Raw genomic sequence first — 21,108 nt, 5'->3', positions numbered from 1 at the left:
TATAAAATGATATTCAAGTGCAAAAAACAGTTTTAATTGTAGATGATGAGGTAAAACTCAAAACATTACTAGCTCGTATCATTGAACTAGAAGGCTTTGAAGTAATAGAAGCTTCTGATTGTAAAAATGCTCTTAAAAAATTAGAGCAGAATCATATAGATGTCGTTTTATGTGATGTAAAATTACCAGATGGAAATGGTATAGAACTCAGTAAAACCATCAAACAAAAATATATTTCCATAGAAATTATTTTGCTAACAGCCTATGGTAATATTGCAGATGGTGTACAAGCCATTAAAAACGGAGCATTTGATTATATCACGAAAGGAGATGATAATCAGAAGATTATACCACTACTCTACAAGGCAATAGAAAAAGTAAATCTGAATAAAAAAGTTGATTGGTTAGAAAAAAGATTACATGATAAGGTATCTTTTTCTACCATTATAGGACATTCAAAGCCTATTCAGAAAGCTATCGATTTAGCACAAAAAGTATCTGTAATGGATACAACTGTACTACTAACGGGTGAAACAGGCACAGGTAAAGAAGTTTTTGCTCAGGCTATTCATCAGGCAAGTAAACGACATAAACAGAATTTTTTAGCTGTGAATTGTGCTGCTTTTAGCAAAGATTTACTAGAAAGTGAGCTTTTTGGACATAAAGCAGGAGCTTTTACAGGAGCCACCAAGGATCAAAAAGGAATTTTAGAGGAAGTCAATCATGGAACTATTTTTTTGGATGAAATAGGAGAAATGCATTTGGATTTGCAAGCAAAATTACTTAGAGTGCTGGAAAATGGTGAGTTTATCAAAATAGGAGAAAATAGACCTACTCAAATAGATGTAAGAGTTATTGCTGCTACCAATCGAAATTTAGAAAAAGAAATTGAGCAGGGACGTTTCAGAGAAGATTTGTATTATAGGATTTCTGTTTTTCAGATAGCTTTGCCCTCACTAAGAGAGAGAGTTATGGATATTGAAGACCTAACACATCATTTTGTAGATATTTTTGCATCAAAAATGAATAAAAAAGTTAAAAATATTACCAATAAATTTATACAAGCCCTTGAGCAACATACTTGGAAAGGTAATATCAGAGAGCTCAAAAATGTCATAGAAAGGAGCCTCATTTTAATGGAGCAAGATAATTTAGAACTCGAACATTTGCCTATAGATTTACAAATACATAACCCAACCAAAATTACTGCTTCTTCATCATTTGATTTGGCTCAAGTAGAAAAGGCACATATTCAAAAAGTATTGAATTATACTGGAGGTAATAAAACAGAAACTGCCAAGTTGCTAAACATTGCAGTGACCACTCTTTATCGAAAACTCACAGAATACCAAATCCAATAAAAGTATTTCAAAATGCTACACCAACCCTTTCATTTTGAAAGGGTTTTTTATTGGCTTATTTTCAAGGATTAAAATTAAAAACCTGCTAAACAATATCTTATAAAATACTTTTAAAAAAGGAACAAGAGTTGGGTATATGTTCATCAACCAACATTTTCTACCCATGAAAAACCAAAATGTAAGCATTTATACAAAAATGCAAAGGCTCACAAATGTTACCAAAAACTTAATTGTATCTGGTAAGTTACAAAGAGCTAAAAAATGCTTGAAAATAGCTGAATTCCTTTTCAAATATGGCAATACAGAAATTAAGAATGCTATTTCTAATGTGTTTGTTTTTTCCATCACATCTTTCTTAGAAGTAAAGCATTTGGAAGTGGGTAAAATATTGCCTCAGAACCTCCTAAAAGAATATCAACAACAAATTAACTCCAGTGGAATATGATAACTCTTGTTCTTACAACCATGGGCATTGCTTTTTATGGAATCTTTTCAAAATCTATTGATTGGTTTAAAAAAATCTAAAATTATGTTAGCTCTTTTTATTTTATCTATTGCAGTCTTTGGCTATATGTGCTATGTACTGCTCAAACCTGAAAAATTTTAAAACTTTATGAATACTGAAATTTTGGGAATAGTTTCGATGTATCTCATCACTATTCTAATAACCATTCCTCTAGGGCGTTATATTGGTAAGGTATTCAATGGAGAGAAAACCCTGACAGATAGGATTTTCAATCCATTAGATAGAATTTTTTATAAGTTAAGTGGAATCAATCCTCATCATGAAATGACATGGAAAGAGCATTTATTGGCTCTTTTGGTAATTAATGCATTTTGGTTTCTGATTTCTATGTGTGTACTCACTAATATGAGTTGGTTACCACTAAATCCAGACAATAATCCTTCTATGAATGCAGATTTGGCGTTTAATACATCTGTAAGTTTTGTCACCAATACAAATTTACAACACTATTCAGGTGAGAGTGGATTGTCTTATTTAGGACAGCTAATTTTAATGCTTTGGCAGTTTATCAGTGCTGCTACAGGGATGGCTATTGCAGGCGTTGTTTTTATAGCCATGAGGGAAAAAACAACCAGTAAGTTAGGAAATTTCTATTTTTTATTTGTACGTAGTGCAACACGCATTTTATTGCCTTTAGCTTTAATGGTTGCCACTATTTTGGTTTTAAACGGCATGCCCATGACCTTTGAAGGAAAAGATAAAATCATCACTCTAGAAGGTAATGAACAATGGGTTAGTAGAGGTTTTGTAGCTGCATTTGTAGCCATTAAACAACTTGGAACCAATGGCGGAGGCTTTTTTGGTGTAAACTCTGCTCATCCGTTTGAAAACGTAAGCTATCTTACAAATATGGTAGAAACCATTTCTATTGTTCTGATTCCAATAGCCATGATATTTGCAATGGGGTATATCATTAAACGTTCTAAACTAGCTTGGATGATTTATGGAGTCATGACAGCAGGTTTTCTACTTTTACTCATTCCTTCCATCTATTATGAAATACAAGGAAATCCTGCTATTGCTAAAATGGGAATTATGCAAACAATGGGAAGTATGGAAGGAAAAGAGGTTCGTTTTGGTTCTGCTGCTTCTGCTTACTGGGCTATTAGTACTACTTCTACTAGTAATGGTTCTGTCAATGCCATGCATGATAGCCTTACGCCTCTTACAGGGATGTTCACTTTACTTGGAATGATGGTAAATGCATTTTATGGAGGTGTAGGCGTTGGGTTTCTCAATTTCTATGTTTTTATCATTCTAACTGTTTTTGTAAGTGGCTTGATGGTTGGCAGAACACCTGAATTTTTAGGTAAAAAAATTGAGGCCAAAGAAATGAAAATAGCCATGATAGTTGCTCTGTTGCATCCTGTTCTTATTCTGGTAGGAACAGCCCTTGCAACATATTTACATGCTTCTTATCCAGTATTATATGCTTCATGGTTAGCCAATCCAAGTTATCATGGTTTTAGTGAAATGCTATACGAATTCACATCTTCTTCTGCTAACAATGGAAGTGGTTTTGAAGGTCTAGGAGATAACACTCCCTTTTGGAATATTGCCTGTGGAGTTGTAATGCTACTAGCTCGTTACATTCCTATTATAGCTCCTGTAGCGATTGCAGGTATTTTAGCTGAAAAGAAATATATTCCTGAAAGTGCTGGAACACTCAAAACAGATACCAAAATATTCGGATTAATGATATTTGCCATCATTGCTATTATTGCAGCTCTTTCATTTTTTCCAGTTTTGGCTTTAGGTCCTATTGCAGAATACTTTTCATTGTATTAATTCAAAAAATAAACCAAATGAAATCTCATCAAAATTCTTTGTTTCAAAAAGATTTGATTCAAGAAGCATTTATAGAATCGTTTAAAAAGTTACATCCTAAACAGATGTTTCGTAATCCAGTAATGTTTACTGTAGAAGTTGGCACATTTGTGATGCTTGTAGTTTGTATATGGGTATTGTCAGGAGAGACTACACAGGGTAGTTTTATGTATAACTTTTTCGTTTTCTTGATTTTATTATTTACTTTATTGTTTGCCAATTTTGCCGAAGCCATTGCAGAGGCAAGGGGTAAAGCACAAGCCGATAGTCTCAGAAAAACAAGAGAGGAGACACCTGCCAAACTTGTTTCTTATCCACCCAAAGGCAATTTTACACACCCTCCACAATCTGATGAAGGAAAGCCCATGATGATTTCCTCATCAAAATTAAGAAAAGGTGACATTATACTTTGTGAAACAGGAGATATTATCCCTAGTGATGGAGAAATAATAGAGGGAATCGCAACTATTGACGAAAGTGCCATTACAGGTGAGTCAGCTCCTGTAATTCGTGAAGCAGGAGGAGATAAAAGTTCAGTGACAGGTGGAACAAAAATACTTTCAGATAGAGTAAAAATATTGGTAACAACCAATCCAGGGGAAAGTTTTTTAGATAAAATGATTTCTCTTGTAGAAGGTGCTTCTCGACAAAAAACACCTAACGAAATAGCCCTAACAATTTTACTGGCAGGTTTTACATTGGTATTCATTATAGTAACAGTCACTTTAAAACCATTTGCAGATTACGCACAAACACCTATTACCATTGCAGCCTTCATTTCTTTATTTGTTTGTCTAATACCCACTACGATTGGAGGATTGCTTTCTGCCATTGGAATAGCAGGTATGGATAGAGCTTTGAGAGCTAATGTAATTACCAAAAGTGGTAAGGCTGTAGAAACAGCAGGTGACATAGATGTGTTGCTATTAGATAAAACAGGTACAATTACTATTGGAAATAGAAAAGCGACTCATTTTTACCCAGTTGGAGTAGAAGAAGCCTATTTTATCAAATTGGCTGTCATGAGTTCTCTTGCCGATGAAACTCCAGAAGGAAAGTCTATTATTGAACTTGCTGGAATCTCTACTCAACAATTTGATATTGCAAATGCACAATTTATCAAATTTTCTGCTGAAACCAGAACTTCAGGAATAGATATAGATGCTTTACGTATTCGAAAAGGGGCTTCTGATGCTATTAAAAAATTAGTTGAAAATGCAGGCAATAGTTATCCCGCTGAAATCATAACATTGGTTACCAAAATATCAAGTAATGGAGGAACGCCTTTGGTAGTAGCTGAAAATGAACAAGTAGTGGGAGTCATAGAATTGCAAGATATTATTAAACCAGGTATTCAGGAACGTTTTGAAAGACTCAGAAAAATGGGAATCAAAACGGTGATGGTAACAGGAGATAACCCACTTACAGCCAAATACATTGCTGAAAAAGCAGGTGTGGATGATTTCATTGCAGAAGCACGCCCTGAGGATAAACTTAATTATATTAAAATAGAACAACAACAAGGCAGACTGGTAGCTATGATGGGTGATGGAACCAATGATGCCCCAGCTTTAGCTCAGGCAGATGTAGGGGTTGCCATGAATAGTGGAACACAGGCAGCCAAAGAAGCTGGTAATATGGTTGATTTGGATAATGATCCCACCAAACTTATTGAAGTGGTAGAAATTGGAAAGCAATTACTCATGACACGAGGAACCCTGACAACTTTCTCCATTGCCAATGATGTAGCCAAGTACTTTGCTATTATTCCTGCTTTATTTATAACAGCTATTCCTGCATTACAGGGTCTCAATATCATGAACCTCCATAGCCCTGAAAGTGCTATTATTTCAGCTATTATATTCAACGCCATTATTATTCCTCTATTAATTCCCTTAGCTTTAAAAGGTGTGGCTTACAAACCTATTGGAGCAAGTGCTTTACTACAAAGAAATTTACTTTTGTATGGCTTGGGAGGTATCATAGTGCCATTTATTGGAATCAAGTTGATAGATATGCTGGTCACTTTCTTTATCTAATCTTCTATGATTTTACTAATCATTCTCATTATCATTTTACAATTTAAAATACACAATCATGAAAAATAATATTTTACCTGCCATTAGATTGACTCTGGTCTGCATGGTCTTTTTCTGTGGTATCTATACTTTTAGTATTTGGTTGATAGCTCAAACAACCCAGCATCAAGGGAAAGGAGAAACCATTACACATCAGGGAAAAAAGTATTATACCAATATTGGACAAAACTTTACACAAAATAAGTATTTCTGGTCAAGACCTTCGGCAGTCAGCTACAATGCAGCGGGTTCAGGAGGAAGCAATAAAAGTTGTTCTAATCCAGATTATTTAAAAGAAGTACAAGCCAGAATAGATACTTTTTTACTCAAGAATCCTACTATCCAAAAAGAGGATATTCCTTCTGACATCGTAACAGCTAGTGGAAGTGGCTTAGACCCTCATATATCTGTTCAGGCAGCTAAGATACAAGTAAATAGAATTGCAAAAGTTCGTAATATTTCTGAAAAGAAAGTTCATGAAATTATTGAAAATCACATAGAAGAGCCTCTATTAGGTATTGGGGGAACTGAAAAAATAAATGTACTCAAACTTAATTTAGCTCTTGATAAAATTTAATTCAAAACCAAAATAGAAAGTAAGATGAAAAGAAATTATATAAAAATACTTTTAGTAGTGATGATTTGCTTGCCTAAAAGCATTCAAGCCCAACTTTATAGTGATAGTGTTGGAAAATGGAAAATAGAAACGTCTGCCTATATAGAAGCCTACTATGCTTTTGATTTTGCAAAGCCAGACAATAATGAACGTGCTAATTATATTTTTAATCATCGTAGGCATAATGAGTTCAATGTAAATCATGGTATTATTGAAACAACCATTAAATCAGAAAATATAAGAGGACATATTGCTTTGATGATTGGCACATATTCACAATATAACTTAATTGGTGAACAAGAACTAATTCGCAATATCTATGAAGGAAATGCAGGTTTTAAACCTTTCAAGAAGCATAATTTTTGGATTGATGCTGGAATTTTTGCCTCACATATTGGTTTTGAGAGTGCTATCTCAAAAAATTGTTGGACACTTTCAAGAAGTTTATTAGCAGATAACACACCCTATTATGAAGCAGGTGTAAAAGGGACATATACTTCAGATAACGAAAAATGGGTGATAACAGGACTTGTTTTAAATGGTTGGCAACGAATTAGAAAATTGCCTAGCAATTCGATGCCTTCCTTTGGAACACAAGTACAATACAAACCCAGTAAAAGAGTTTTACTTAATTCAAGTACATACATTGGCAATGAGGGAACAGATAGTTTGAAACAAATGCGTTATTTTCATAATTTTTATGGACAATTTGATTTGAATGAAAAATGGGGACTTATTACAGGTTTTGACATGGGCTGGCAAACTAATGAAGCCACCAATCAAACTCGTTCATGGAATTCTTCTTCTGTAATGCTTCGTTATAAGATCAATAATTTATGGACTATTTGTGGAAGGGGGGAGCATTATTGGGATAAAGAAAGTGTAGTGATCATTCCTGACCCTAATAATGTTAATCCAAGTGGATTTAGGGCTTTTGGATATTCCTTAAATGTAGATTATGCTCCTGCTGAAAATATGCTCATTAGACTTGAGGGGAAAGGTTTAGGTAGTCCTGATGAAATATTTATTTTAAATAAAAAAACTAGCAAGCAAAACTATGTAATTACATCTTCTATAGCTGTTGCTTTTTAAAAACATAAGAGCCTTCAAAAGCTCTTATGTTGTAAAATAAAATAAATTTATGACTGAAAAAGATAAAACAGTCCAACATTTTTTAGATTTGATTAAAAAGTCTAAAAGAGGAAAATTTAAAATATACATAGGCATGAGTGCAGGAGTAGGCAAAACCTATCGAATGCTTCAAGAGGCTCACAGTTTACTTAAAAATGGGATAGATGTTAAAATAGGTTATATCGAAACACACAATCGGGTAGAAACCCATGCTTTACTTACAGGGATTCCTATAATTCCTCGAAAAAAGATGTTCTATAAAGGGAAAGAATTAGATGAAATGGATTTACAGGCTGTCTTGCAAAGTCGTCCAGAAGTAGTGATTGTAGATGAATTGGCTCATACCAACATAGAAGGTTCAAAAAACGAAAAAAGATGGCAAGATGTAATAGATATTCTTGAAATGGGTATCAATGTGATTTCAGCTATCAATATTCAACATATTGAAAGTTTAAATGAGCAGGTAAAACAAATTACGGGCATTGAAGTAAAAGAAAGAGTTCCTGATAATATTATTGCTCAAGCTGATGAGGTAGTCAATATTGACCTAACGGCTGACGAGCTAATTCTCAGGCTTAAAGAAGGGAAAATTTACCATCCTGATAAGGTTCAAACGGCTCTCAGTAATTTCTTTCAGAAAGATCATATTCTACAACTCCGAGAACTTGCTTTAAAAGAGGTAGCTTCACAGGTTGAACGAAAAGTCGAAACAGAGATTCATCCTGAAAAAGCGTTCAAGCATGAACGTTTTCTTGCCTGTATCAGTACCAATGAGAAATCTTCTAAATATATTTTAAGAAAAACAGCTCGTTTGGCAAGCTATTATAATGCTAAATGGTATGCTTTGTATGTTCAGACAGCAAAAGAGTCACCTGATAAAATTAATTTGGCAGACCAAAGGCATCTGATTCATAGCTTTAATTTAGTTTTAGAGTTAGGAGGGGAGTTAATCAAGGTTAAAAATGACGACATTGCTGATGCTATTTTAGAAGTAGTAGAACAACAAAAAATAACCACCATTTGTATGGGAAAGCCTACTTTTAGCTGGTGGAAGATTTTGGTGGGTAGAAATCTTTTTATCCAACTATCAAACAAACTATCTCCTTTTCAAGTAGATCTAATCATTTTATCACAATGAAAATAAAAACCAAACTTAATCTTGGAGTTGGATTGCTATTTCTATTAATTATCCTTTTGGGGATAGTGGGCGTAAAATATATTCATGAACTGAAAGAAGATACCAAGAATATCCTTGTAGCAAATCATAATACTTTGGAGTATTCTAAAAATATGCTCATTGCTCTAGATGAAAAAAAGTTGATTGATTTTGAAAAAAACCTTCAAAAACAAGAAAAGAATATTACAGAAGTTGGAGAATATCAAGCAACAAGAAGATTAAGACAGTATTTTAATCAATATAAAGCTCAGAAACCAAATCAAGAAGAATATATTAGAAAAGAAATTTTTCAGATTATGGAGATGAATATGCAGGCTATTGAGAAAAAAGGAAAGTTTGCTCAGAATACAGCTAATACTGCTACGTTTTGGGTTGTAGGCACAGCTACTTTGTGTTTTTTAATTGCCTTTACACTGCTCATTAATTTACCCTCACATATTGCCAACCCTATTCAGGAGTTATCTGAAAGTATCAAGCAAATAGCCTCTAAAAATTACTCTCAAAGGGTCTATTTTGGAAATCATGATGAGTTTGGTGATTTAGCAACCTCGTTTAATACAATGGCTCAAAAGTTAGAGGAATACAACCATAGTAATGTAGCCACTCTGATGATGGAAAAGAAAAGAATAGAAGCTTTAATCAACACCATGCATGACCCCGTAATTGGATTAGACGAGAACTATTGTATTCTTTTTATCAATCAAGAGGCAAGTAAAATTATTGGGATACCTGAAAAAGATATTCTAGGCAAATCAGCTCAAGAGGTGGCTATTTATAATGACCTCATACGTTCTTTATTGCAGAGTTTTACACAGAAAAAAGAAGAAAAAAATATTAAAATATATTTAGATGGGAAAGAAAATTACTTTGAAAAAGACATATTAGACATTACTATTATACCTACGGGTGAGAAAATAGAAAAAATAGTCGGTTATGTTTTGATTTTAAGAAATGTTACTACTTACAAAGAACTAGACATCGCTAAAACCAATTTTATAGCTACTGTTTCTCATGAGTTCAAGACTCCTATATCTTCTATGAAAATGAGTCTACAATTACTTGAAAATGAGAAAATAGGCTATTTGAATGAAGAACAGAAAAATTTGCTTCATAGCATAGATGAAGATACACAAAGGCTTCTTAAAATAACAGCAGAGTTACTTCATATTACTCAAGTAGAAAGTGGTAATATCCAGCTCAATATTGCACAAGCAAACCTTTCTGAAATAATTGCTTATGCCATTGATGCCACAAAAATACAAGCAGAACAAAAAAATATTACATTAGAAGTAGATATGCCTACATCTATTCCCTCTCCTTTAGTGGATAGTGAAAAAACAGCATGGGTCTTAACTAATTTGATTTCAAATGCCATCAGGTATTCTTATGAAAACACAAAAGTATATTTAAAAACGACCATCGAAAAAGAATATCTTAAAATAACCGTTCAGGATACAGGACAAGGCATTGCACATCAGTACAAAGAAAAAATTTTTGAACGCTATTTCAGAGTTCCTAATACAAAAAAAGAAGGTACTGGATTAGGATTAGCAATCAGTAAAGAATTTATAGAAGCACAAGGAGGCTATATAGAGGTTGTTAGCGAGTTAGGAGAAGGAAGTTCTTTTATGGTTTATTTAAAATATAACTAAATGTTTGATGATTAGGGATTAATAAATTCATTTGATTTTTTTATCAGTCTAGAAAAATGTGACATTTCTTGATCTACTTTTTAAGTTCTTAAATAATTTTTTGTAAGCATTTAGTGTTAAATGCTTTTTTTTTATATATTGATTATAGAAGAAAAACGTTAGTTGTTATCCGAAACAATAAATCTCAATATTTGCTGGTTGGAAAATCAAAGGCTTTATGAAGCACCACTCATTCTCCAATTAGCACAAAAGCACCCCAATAATAGGGCTGTGGATATTTCTTTTGTAGTTCTGTTTGGGCCAACACAAAAGCCTCTCTTTTATTCATACCTTTTGTAAGCATATTTTCATAGAAAAGACTCATCATTTTTTGTGTTGCCTCATCATCCACTTTCCACAAGCTCATTACTATGTTTCTTGCTCCTGCTTCTTGAAAAGCTCTTTGTAGGCCATAAACCCCTTCACCGTTTCGAATCTCTCCCAAACCAGTTTCACAAGCAGAAAGTACCACTAAGTCTGTTCCATACAAATCCATATTCATCACTTCCTGAGCTGTCAATATTCCGTCCTCTGTTCCTGATATTTTGCCCTGCAATGCCAACTCAGCATTTGTCAGCAATAATCCCGAACGCAATAAAGGGTTTTCAAATTTTGTACTTTCTTTGTCAGTTTCCACATCCGATTCAAAAAAACCATGAGTAGCAATGTGCAAGATGTGAACATCTTGAATATTTTTAAGAGTCTCTTCATTTGCCAAGCTCCCCAAATATGTTTTTACTTTGATTCCTTTACTTTTGGCTTTAGTTGAAATATTCACAATCTCTGTTTTTGTACCTGGCAAAACACTTACTGTACCAAAACCATCCAAAAAACGCTGTTTTTTACTTATTTTAATAGTAGTGTTCATAGAATCTCTATCTTTTGCTGGTGTGGATTTTTGTGTGCTACCAGCATAATCAGGATAACCAAACAAATGTAATTGATAGTTTTTGTAATTAACTTGTTTCTTAGCAGTAAAATAAATCAAATCTCTGGTACTGCTGACTAAATGAATACTCACTTCATCTTTAATATATTTTTCTGTTTGAGACTCTGTAAGTGTTTCCAGATTAATTTGATGATAAATACCATCTGGTGCTATGTATATTTTTTGAGCATTACCAATTTTATCCTTCAAAGGTTTCCAAAATAAACCATAAGATTCTTTGTCCTTCTTTTTAGCTTTAATGCAGTTAGTGTAGTATGTGATGGCTGTTGTTTCTAATTCTTTGCCATTGTGTAAAACCACCATTTCGGGAGCATTCTGGGTCTGAGGTGTAACAATAAGAGCCACATACAAAATACTATCTGTGAATATCTCCTTTTTTGTATTATAATACCTTACCCGATTGATTTCAATAGCTACTTCATGCGATTTTAGTTTCTTTTGAATATCTTTCCATTGATAATTGTGTTGCTTGAAGATACTCCCAATAGCCTCAGATTGCACACTCAAGCGTTTTTCTAAAATATTTGCTTTTTCTTCTTCGGCTTTCTGATTAATTTGTTGTTTCTGCTTTTCTCCAAGGCTCATCATCATTATTTTTGTCAAACGTTCTCTTTGAGCCAACCACTCTACAAAAAGTTTCTTTATTTCAGGGTTATTGCTTTTTTTGACAATATTTCGAATATTTTGAGAACTGGCAAATAGAACAGCTTTAGCCACAAGTATATTGTTGTAAAGCCAAGCAGAAGAAGAAGTTTGTTTATTTTCTATAGCAAAAGAATAAACTACCTCAAAATTATTCTTAAATCCATTAAAGAACTGTTCTTTCTCTTTTTCTGAGAGATGGGCGAAATTAGTTTGTATTTGGTTTACAAATATTTGAGAATTTTCCTGAAACTGCATATCTGCCTTTTCGTAGTTCTGTAAACGCCAATACAGAAAAGCTAAATTACTACAAGAAAGAGCATAGTCAGGATGTTGTTTTCCCAAAGTTTTCCCATGGATTTCCTTTGCTTCTAAATACAAAGGCTCTGCTTTGGAATATAGCTGTTGATTTTTATATAATCCTGCTAAATTATTACAGACATGTGCATACAAAGGATGTTCTTTTCCTAAAGTTGTAACCCTAATCTCTTTGGCCTCCAAATACAAAGGTTCTGCTTTAGAATACAAACCTTGATAATCATATAAAGCTGCCAAATTATTACAAGACTGAGCATAGTCAGGGTGTTGTTTCCCCAAAGCAATGGCTCTGATTTCTTTTGCTTCTAGATATAAAGGCTCTGCTTTGGAATACATTTTTAGCTCGTAGTACAATCCTGCTAGATTATTACAAGACTGGGCATAGTCAGGGTGTCGTTTTCCCAAAGCAATGGCTCTGATTTCTTTTGCTTCCAGATACAAAGCTTCTGCTTTGGAGTACGAACCCTGAGACAGATAAAGCATCGCTAAATTATTACAGTCAGTTGCATAATTGGGATGTTTTACACCTAGTGTTTTGGCATCTATTTCCTTTGCCTCCAGAAACAAGGGTTCTGCCTTGGAATACAAACCTTGAGATAGATACAGCATAGCCAAATTATTGCAGTCCGTGGCATATTCAGAATGCTCTTTTCCGAATATTTTCGTATCAATTTCCTTAACTTCCAGAAACAAAGTTTCTGCCTTAGAATACAAACCTTGAGCTTGATACATCATAGCCAAGTTGCCAGAAAAAGCAGTATAGTTTTTATGATTCTTTCCAAATTGTTTCTCTGCCTCAGGAACAGCTCTTTCAAATATCTCAATTGCTTTTAGGTAATTCCCTTCACTATAGTATTTCATGCCTTGTTGGTATAGCTCTTTTAAGCTTTGGGCAGAAATTAAATGAGCAGAGAAAAAATATATAAAAAGTAAGATGCTTTTTCTCATAAAGTAAATGTTTCTGTTATGTCTTTGAATCTTTCAGGGAATTGGTAAAATATTTTATGGTGAAGAAAAATCTTTTTTCAAAGAAAAAAAATACGCTAAATGACGTATTTCTTTTCTTTACTCATTTTGAATCTCAACTTTTTCAAAGAAGAAATAGTTTATTGCTAAATTGTTTAATATATGAATATTTATTTTTGTATAATATGCTCATTTATAGATGTATTTATAGAAAACTGTCACTTTTGTAGAAAGAACCTCACTATGAATTAAAAAAACGACCTGATTCATCTCTTGTAGATATAGCTTTTAATACTAAGCAATTTTTATCAGACATTCATGAAAGATTAAATTAATTGGAAAAAGTTATTCTGAAAGACTATATTGCTTTTTTGGAAGTGCTAACTTAGAATGGAGAAAGAGTTAAGGGCGTAAATCAAAAACTCTTACTTTGGAAAATGAAACAGAAATCTATCCGAAAAGTATATGATACAGCCTTCAAGATGAAAGTTGTAGAACTGAGTTGTGCAACAGTTACCCATGTTGTATGCTGTCATTTTTTCGTTTAAAAGTTCGTTATTTAGCACCAAAGTTTTTAGTTTTTTTTAAACCTAAAAATCAGTTTTCAGTTTCAAAATATTGGTTTTTCATTCAAAAGTTTGCACATTTTCAGTTCTAAATTTCTATTTTTCATTCAGTTATCAAACTTATTCATTATTTGATAAAACTAAAAAAACAACCGACCAATAACCCAAGCAAGAGGTAATAACAAAAATAAAAGAGCTACCCACATCAAAGGTGCACAGGCGTAATATAAGGAAAACTTTAAGTTGTTAGCGGAATAATACTTCCAAGAACAATATTGTGCAATCGCAATTACCACAGGAAAAAGAGCAACCATAATCATCGCCAACATACCAATAGGCATTTCTCTCCTATCTCGAGTAGCTGAAGCCATTATCATAGGCGACATCACTGCTGCACCTAAAGAAGGTAAGAAGCACAATATAAAAATGATATTAATAAAAATGATGTAAATTTTCATTTCTTTGAGTTTATAAATTTAGTTTTTTAATGATTTATATGAGATTATAACACACAACGGGGCGGAGATTTGCGAAGTTCCAAAAACTTCTTCGCTTCGCTCAGATTTTTGGAACTTCAGCAAATCTCTTGTGCTTGTTGCACAACTACAAATTTAAATAAATTAAAACAAAATTTGAAATATCTGTATTTTTAGTTTGTTGATTTTCAATTATCAGTAGATTTAAAATTTAGTAAAAAAAGTTTATTTTATTTTTCTAGTTGTGCAACAGCCACCCTTATTAGTGGCTGTTTTTATTGTTTGTCATAATATTCATATGATTCTTTCAACTTGTATTTTTGTCTTGTTTCCGATTCCCAAGCGAGATATTCTTCTTCAAACTCGTTAAAGTCGCTTGGAATTCCTTTTGTCCAATACATATGTCCGTGAACTAATAACATAGCCCAATGAAATTCCAATTCGTGTGTCATTAATACGACATTATTAATTGTTCTCGGTGCTTTTGTCAAATATGAATTATTCAATTTTTCAGTTGCTAATTTGCGGTCTAACTTTCCATATTTTACCATTATGTTTCTTATAAGTTCGCAAAATGAAAAATGATTAAATATCACCCCTGATTCAACATCCCCAAATTGAAGACCATCTGCTAATTTTTCTGATTTCTGCTCGTCCCAAACTCTCATTTCAGGACTACACCAACCTGTAACAATGTCAAGTATATCGTATACCCTGTCTTGTAAAACTTCATTCCCTGAAAAGTCAACTACTAATTGTTCCATAATTTTTTTGGCGGTTTCCTGTTGTCCACCCGAAATTTTGTAGTCAACTAAAATATCCCGAACCTGTTTATTAAAACAGTTGCCCCGTTCTATTTTTTCTGTTAATATTTCTTGTAGTTCATTACTTGTCATTCCTTGTACGGTGTTTTAGTAAAATTGCAGCTAACGTCAGTCTGTAAAAAAACTAAGTATTTATTATTCAAATGTAGATAAAAAAGAGTTTGCAAAGAAGGTTTTAAATCTGTATTTTTAAAGTATATTAAAACCTATAAAAATGGCTTATATTTCTCCTAAGGACAGATGTCAAATATACTTTACTTCTTTAGAAGAAGGTATATCCAAAGACCATCCCGTTCATTTTGTAGATGTATTAGAACTTTCTAAATTGAGTTTTATAGTTGGGGATGTCAAAACTTAAGGACGTCATGCATTTGATTCTAAGGTACTTTTAAAGCTTTTTTTGTGGTTATCTCAATGGCTTACGAAGTTCTCAAAAGTTAGGAAAAGAATGTATTAGAAATATTGATTATAAATATTTTACAACCCTCAACTCGAAAATTTCCCTAAATGTTGAGAAATACCCCAAGTACGTCCTCAGAGGGAGAGATGGTGATTGCAACAGTAGAACCAGAACTTTTAGATGAAGTATTCTAAGTAAAGAATAGACAAAAAATAAAACCCACTGAAATGTGGGTTTTATTTAACATCAATAATTATTCTTTAGAAAATCTCTTTGTAACTATTCTTCCGTCTTCAGTTTTTAACTGGAAAATATACAATCCTTTCTCCCACAAATCAACGGGCAATTCTAGAGATAGAATACCTTTCGGATATGTTTGTTTAAAAATAAGTTTTCCATAAGTATTTGTGACCATGATTTCATGAAGTGCTATTTCACTTGAAATATTGGTTTGTACTTTACTTGGATTGGGATATATATTAATAGTATTTTTTATCTCTTTTTTAACAGGATCCTCTATAGGAGATGTCTGAGGACATTTTATAGTAAACATTTTTTGTGTAAGACAATAAGAAGTGGCATTGTATGGGTTTGCTACATACACTGTATATTCACCTTGTGGTAAATATACAATCGTTTGATTATCTAAAGCTGGAAGAGGACCATTTAAGTTATCTGACCAAGCAATTTGATAACCAGATGGGTAACTATTCAATAAAGATACCTTTGTTAATCCATTACAAGCCTCTAGAACCTTGAAAGAAACAATAGGTGCTTGAGGAGTACATGCAATTTGAAAGGTATTTGATAAAAATGTTTTTTTGTAAATAGCTGTTCCTCCAAGAGATGAGTAAGGAGCACATAAACTTGTCGCTTCGATTTGAATTTGATATAAACCACTTCCACAAGTAATTTGACTTAAATTAGATAATTGAATATAATCATTTGCTCCTCCAAGAATAGTATCTACTCGTATACCATTTTTAAATAGAATTAAGCGATAACTTTCTATATCATTAGGAATCTGTATATTTAGATATTGCTGACATACTGTTCCTGTTAAATGACTCAAATCTACTTGATTTGAAATCATTTGTGGATTAGCCTCTTCTCCATCTATTTGATCAGGAAGGCTATAAATATCACTATCACTTGGCTGTGAATAATATCTAGCCTTAGTTTGATTAAATGGAAAATATGAATTTACAGCATATTGATTCACTTGCTTATTTTGAAGATTTAACTCCATCAAATAATTAGCTGAAGCTGCATATAAATGAGGTATTCCATTTTTATAAGCAGATTCAAGATGGGACCTAAAGAAGTTTTCTGTGCCATTCACAAAAGAATATTTGGCTTGTTGAAAATTATAAGCAAAGACTCCCGCAAAATTAATGTTTGTAATTTTACGACCTACATATAAATCTTTGCCATCTGGAGAAAATTCAATTCCTGCTAACTTTATATTAGTTCCACCTCTAATAATCTGGCTTGAAACTAAATTGCCACTATAATTTAAGTTGAGAACATGAATATTTGAATGTCTTTTATCTGACCAAGCTAATTTTTTTCCATCATAGGATAGTTCTAGTTCAATAGGATCAATCTCTGATTCAGCTGTATAAATAGTTTCATAACTACCATAAGGAAGACTATTAGGATGACCAGATGGAGGATTATGTAAAATAACTCTTTCATTTTGCTTATCATATCTAATGGTTACTTTTCTAATTTCTTTTCCATGTGTGAAATATAAATATCTTAAACGATATGAATCAATAGTTCTATTATAAGTATTTTCATTATATCTAACCCTTGTAGTTGCTATTTCATGTTTATAAAAACCTTCTTCATCAGGAACTCCACCAGGGACATAATAAGATGAAGATAAAATTCCACCAGTTTGTGAAATAGTAACAATATTAAACTTAAGCATACTAAGAACACATGTGCCTTGTGGGTTGTAATATTGTAAATCATAAACAATTAAAAATTGGTTATTACTATTACAGATATAAGGTATAATGTTTAATTCCCTGCCTAAACGAACAGAATAATAAGGATCAGGATCAGTAAGTGGTATACTACCAATCAAAGCTGGTGTTCCATTTGAAACGTGAATTACATCTAATTGATTAAGAGGTTGATTATAGGCAGTATAAAAATATACTTGACTATTGAATCTATAACCATTAGACGTTTCAGCAAAATAGCCATAACCTGTCCCTGTTTGGATGGGGTAAGCCTGAGGAAGAGAACTTATAGTTGGAGCATTTGGTGTTGAAAAATCAACAGTTGATTCATTTAAAAACCATTGCTTTTGTTGTAAATTTACATTTTGTGCTTGTAGAGTTTTAGTAAACCCTGTCAATAAAAATAGCCATAGTGTTAGTGTCAAAATTTGTTTCATACAATTTAATGTTGAGTTAAAAATGAGCTCAAAACTATTTTAAAATAATTTGTTTATACTCTTAGAATTTATCAATCACACTTGTTTTTTTATGAAACACTTATATTCTTTTATTATTACCACCTTTCATAATCATAAAGTGCAGTTTATTTCTATTAATGGTAAAATAGATGAATTTAAATAAAATAAGAATGAAAGATTTGCATTTTTCAATTTGCAAATACATTACTGAAGGAATTATTATTTGTAATATTTAGAGCGAACGATCTTTAGTAATTTCAACAGACATACCTTCAATTAAACACCCGCTGACTAGCAGATAAATTGTTATCAAGTTGTTGGGGTTAACATTCTCTGGGTAGAAATCTGCATGCTCTAAAGGGAAATAATTCCCTGCTGGTTTGAAAAAAGCTTCATTTTCATAATTTCACTTTTTCAAAGTATTGGCGTTACTCTTCACTAAAGATATTCTTTTGGTAAGTTGTTTGTTGGGTATAGATAAGAGGAGGTTGGTTTCATATAACAAACTTCTACTTATACCTGTGTTTTGCTAAACCATAAGCTGACACAAAAACGCTACATTTAATTTTGCCTATCCGCACAATGACATTCTGCCTGAGGACAAAGTGAGAATAATGTAAATCAAACACTTAATTGTATAACAAATTAGACTTAGTGCTATATTAACTTTGCTAAAAGTTAATATAGTGAAAAAAATACTCATCATCAACGGACATCCAGATAAAGAAAGTTTTTGCTTTGCTTTAGCAGAAAGCTATAGAAATGGTGCATTAATATCTGGCACAACTTGCAAAGTCACTAACTTAATTGATCTAACATTCAATCCCATTTTGACTTCTGGGTATAGAAAAATATCAGAGTTAGAACCCGATTTGTTACAAGCACAAAAAGATATTTTAGAAGCCAATCATTTGGTATTTGTTTATCCCAATTGGTGGAGCACCTATCCTGCTTTGCTTAAGGGATTTATTGACAGAATATTTCTTCCAAATTTTGCATTTAAATATCATGAGAGAGGACCATTATGGGATAAATTATTAACAGGAAAAACAGCCCAGCTTCTTGTTACAATGGATACACCTTGTTGGTATTATTGGCTAATAAATAAAAGACCTGGACATAATTCAATGAAGATAGGAATTTTAGAATTTAGTGGAATTAAGCCTGTTAAAATTAATATGTTTGCTCCAATAAAATCATCTGATGAGAAAAAGAGAAAGCAATGGTTGAAAGAGGTTGAACTATTAGGAAAAGTACAAGGTTAAAATCACATATTTAATTCATAAAAGTGAGAAATATAAAATACATTTTTACATTCATTTAATTAACAGCTTTAAATAGCTCAAAACAGGCTTTTTTTAAACCGCCGTTTTTTTCCCTTTTGCCACGAAAACCTCCTAATCATTACGACTTTTCATTAACAGAAAGAAAAAAAATTATCGTATTTAAATAACTCATTGCTTAATATGATTTCTATCAAAATATAGTTACAATCTTTGACTAAAATAAATTAAAATGAACCAAACACATATTCATTTACTCATTACATATCTTCCGATTATTGGCTCAATTTTAGGGGCACTTGTGCTTTTACATGGTATTGGGATAAAAAGTAATCAGACCATTATAGCTGCTTACTATATTTTTGTATTGGATTCAATTATTGCTGTAATTGCTTATCTGACAGGTGAAGGTGCACAAGAAACAGTAGAAAATATCCAAGGCGTTGTTGAAACAACCATTAAGATACACAGAAACTTTGCAATATTTGCATTAATATCGTTAATTATTTTAGGACTTGCTTCTGTTTTAGGTTTATTCTTGACTTGGAGAAATTCACCGTTCACAAGAGCAACAGCCTTTATTATTTTATTTTTATCACTAATCAGTTTTGGATTAGCAGAAAGAACAGGCTATTTAGGTAGTCAAATCAGACATACCGAAATTTCAAATGGTGACAGTTCCAACACAGAATTCAGAAAACGAAAAAGATGACTAAAATACTCTACTTTTAAGAACTGCAATAACAAATCTTAGTCAATTATAGCTATCTGCAACGATGCCTGATAATTAGTTCGACATAAACGGTTTAGATAATAAAGAAGTAATTCTTGCAAGGGAGAATTTGGTGAAAACAAATTAACCTTTAAAAAAGAAAACCATTTCGGAATGACAACTCAATTAATTCAACGAAAACTAACAGGTTTTTCAATAATTGGATTTTTGATAGGAACAGGATTACATGTTATTGTTACAATTCTATGACAGGAAATTCGACAAACCACTAATAAACGATATTGTGAATAATGGATAAACGAATTTTTATAAGACAAGAAACGCAAGACGATTTCAAAGAAGTATTTGAAATTAATCAAGTTGCTTTTAGGCAAGACAATGAAGCAAGATTAGTAAACGCTTTAAGAAATAATCAAGACGCTTTTATTCCTGAACTTTCAATAGTAGCAATCAACAACTACAACAAAATTGTTGGACACATTTTGTTTACAAAAATTAAAATTGTTCAAGAAACCGAAACTGAAAGTTTGGCACTTGCACCAATGGCAATACGACCAGAATTTCAGCGTATAGAATTGGAGGACAACTAATTAAAAGGGGCTTGAAAAAGCAAAAGAATTAAAATACAATTCAGTTATTGTTTTAGGACACAAACATTACTATCCTAAATTTGATTTTGTTCCTGCTAATAAATGGAATATCATATCCCCTTATGATGTTCCAACTACTCACTTTATGGCAATTGAGTTAGTAAAAGATGGGCTAAAAAACGTAAGTGGACTTGTGAAATATGCGAAAGAATTTGAAAATCTATAAAAATTAGAAATACAACGAAACTAATGGAGAAATTTAAACAAGATAATATTACTATAAAACGAGGGCAACTAAAAAATTTGTCAGAAATAAAAAATATATTCGTTGAAACCATAAAGTCTGTTTGTATTGCTGATTATAATGAACAAAAAATAAAAATTTGGACTACAAGTGTTAACGATAAACAGCGTTGGAATGATATTATGTCAAATCAAATCATATTTATCGCTCAGATTGATAAAAAAATTGTACTGATAATTCCCTCACTTCGCCAAGCCCAAATCGTCAGGCGTAATTAAA

General features: G+C 32.3%; 15 protein-coding genes and 1 pseudogene. 12 read left to right on the top strand and 4 right to left on the bottom strand.

Going from position 1 to position 21,108, the window contains the following annotated elements:
• Positions 1–17: 17 nt before the first annotated feature.
• The 8 genes from AD998_20545 to AD998_20510 all read left to right on the top strand — a co-directional run bounded on the left by AD998_20545 (position 18) and on the right by AD998_20510 (position 10,368).
• The gene (locus AD998_20545) at positions 18–1,361 is read left to right on the top strand and encodes a chemotaxis protein CheY (protein KOY84577.1); all 1,344 of its coding nucleotides are present in this window, start codon (positions 18–20) and stop codon (positions 1,359–1,361) included.
• 163 nt (positions 1,362–1,524) lie between these two features.
• On the top strand, positions 1,525–1,806 hold the full coding sequence (locus AD998_20540) for a hypothetical protein (protein ID KOY84594.1): 282 nt from the start codon (positions 1,525–1,527) through the stop codon (positions 1,804–1,806).
• A 168-nt stretch (positions 1,807–1,974) separates the two neighbouring features.
• Entirely contained in the window at positions 1,975–3,675 is a 1,701-nt protein-coding gene (locus tag AD998_20535; GenBank protein ID KOY84576.1) for a K+-transporting ATPase subunit A, read from the top strand.
• Between the two features lie 17 nt (positions 3,676–3,692).
• Positions 3,693–5,753 (top strand): potassium transporter KtrB, encoded by a 2,061-nt coding sequence (locus AD998_20530; protein KOY84575.1) that lies wholly within the window; start codon positions 3,693–3,695, stop codon positions 5,751–5,753.
• A 58-nt stretch (positions 5,754–5,811) separates the two neighbouring features.
• A complete protein-coding gene (locus AD998_20525; GenBank protein KOY84574.1) occupies positions 5,812–6,369 on the top strand; it encodes a potassium-transporting ATPase subunit C in 558 nt (185 codons plus the stop codon).
• A gap of 81 nt (positions 6,370–6,450) precedes the next feature.
• Positions 6,451–7,500: a hypothetical protein gene (locus AD998_20520; protein KOY84593.1), complete on the top strand. Its 1,050-nt coding sequence runs from the start codon at positions 6,451–6,453 to the stop codon at positions 7,498–7,500.
• 49 nt (positions 7,501–7,549) lie between these two features.
• Entirely contained in the window at positions 7,550–8,677 is a 1,128-nt protein-coding gene (locus AD998_20515) for a histidine kinase (GenBank protein KOY84573.1), read from the top strand.
• The gene (locus tag AD998_20510; GenBank protein KOY84572.1) at positions 8,674–10,368 is read left to right on the top strand and encodes a histidine kinase; all 1,695 of its coding nucleotides are present in this window, start codon (positions 8,674–8,676) and stop codon (positions 10,366–10,368) included. Before AD998_20515 ends, AD998_20510 begins: the two co-directional genes overlap by 4 nt.
• A gap of 229 nt (positions 10,369–10,597) precedes the next feature.
• Here the strand turns inward: AD998_20510 and AD998_20505 are convergent, their stop codons facing one another.
• The 4 genes from AD998_20505 to AD998_20490 all read right to left on the bottom strand — a co-directional run bounded on the left by AD998_20505 (position 10,598) and on the right by AD998_20490 (position 17,958).
• Positions 10,598–13,264 (bottom strand): hypothetical protein, encoded by a 2,667-nt coding sequence (locus AD998_20505; GenBank protein ID KOY84571.1) that lies wholly within the window; start codon positions 13,262–13,264, stop codon positions 10,598–10,600.
• Between the two features lie 724 nt (positions 13,265–13,988).
• Complete coding sequence (locus AD998_20500) at positions 13,989–14,306, bottom strand: hypothetical protein (protein ID KOY84570.1); 318 nt, start codon at positions 14,304–14,306, stop codon at positions 13,989–13,991.
• 293 nt (positions 14,307–14,599) lie between these two features.
• Positions 14,600–14,992 (bottom strand): hypothetical protein, encoded by a 393-nt coding sequence (locus AD998_20495; GenBank protein ID KOY84592.1) that lies wholly within the window; start codon positions 14,990–14,992, stop codon positions 14,600–14,602.
• Positions 14,993–15,801: 809 nt separating this feature from the next.
• Entirely contained in the window at positions 15,802–17,958 is a 2,157-nt protein-coding gene (locus AD998_20490; protein KOY84569.1) for a hypothetical protein, read from the bottom strand.
• A 707-nt stretch (positions 17,959–18,665) separates the two neighbouring features.
• Between AD998_20490 and AD998_20485 the strand changes: the two genes are divergently transcribed.
• The 4 genes and pseudogenes from AD998_20485 to AD998_20470 all read left to right on the top strand — a co-directional run bounded on the left by AD998_20485 (position 18,666) and on the right by AD998_20470 (position 21,107).
• Positions 18,666–19,244 carry an NADPH-quinone reductase gene (locus tag AD998_20485; protein ID KOY84568.1) on the top strand — a complete coding sequence of 193 codons (579 nt, stop codon included), beginning with the start codon at positions 18,666–18,668 and terminating at the stop codon, positions 19,242–19,244.
• 250 nt (positions 19,245–19,494) lie between these two features.
• Positions 19,495–19,974 carry a hypothetical protein gene (locus tag AD998_20480; GenBank protein ID KOY84567.1) on the top strand — a complete coding sequence of 160 codons (480 nt, stop codon included), beginning with the start codon at positions 19,495–19,497 and terminating at the stop codon, positions 19,972–19,974.
• 311 nt (positions 19,975–20,285) lie between these two features.
• Positions 20,286–20,811 (top strand): annotated as a pseudogene (locus AD998_20475) (hypothetical protein).
• Between the two features lie 23 nt (positions 20,812–20,834).
• Positions 20,835–21,107 (top strand): hypothetical protein, encoded by a 273-nt coding sequence (locus AD998_20470; protein KOY84566.1) that lies wholly within the window; start codon positions 20,835–20,837, stop codon positions 21,105–21,107.
• Position 21,108 lies beyond the last annotated feature (1 nt).

This window comes from bacterium 336/3, from assembly GCA_001281695.1.
Classification (GTDB): Bacteria; Bacteroidota; Bacteroidia; order Cytophagales; family Thermonemataceae; genus Raineya.
The sequence above is the reverse complement of the archived record's forward strand: the minus strand, read 5'-3'. Positions and strand labels throughout refer to the sequence as shown.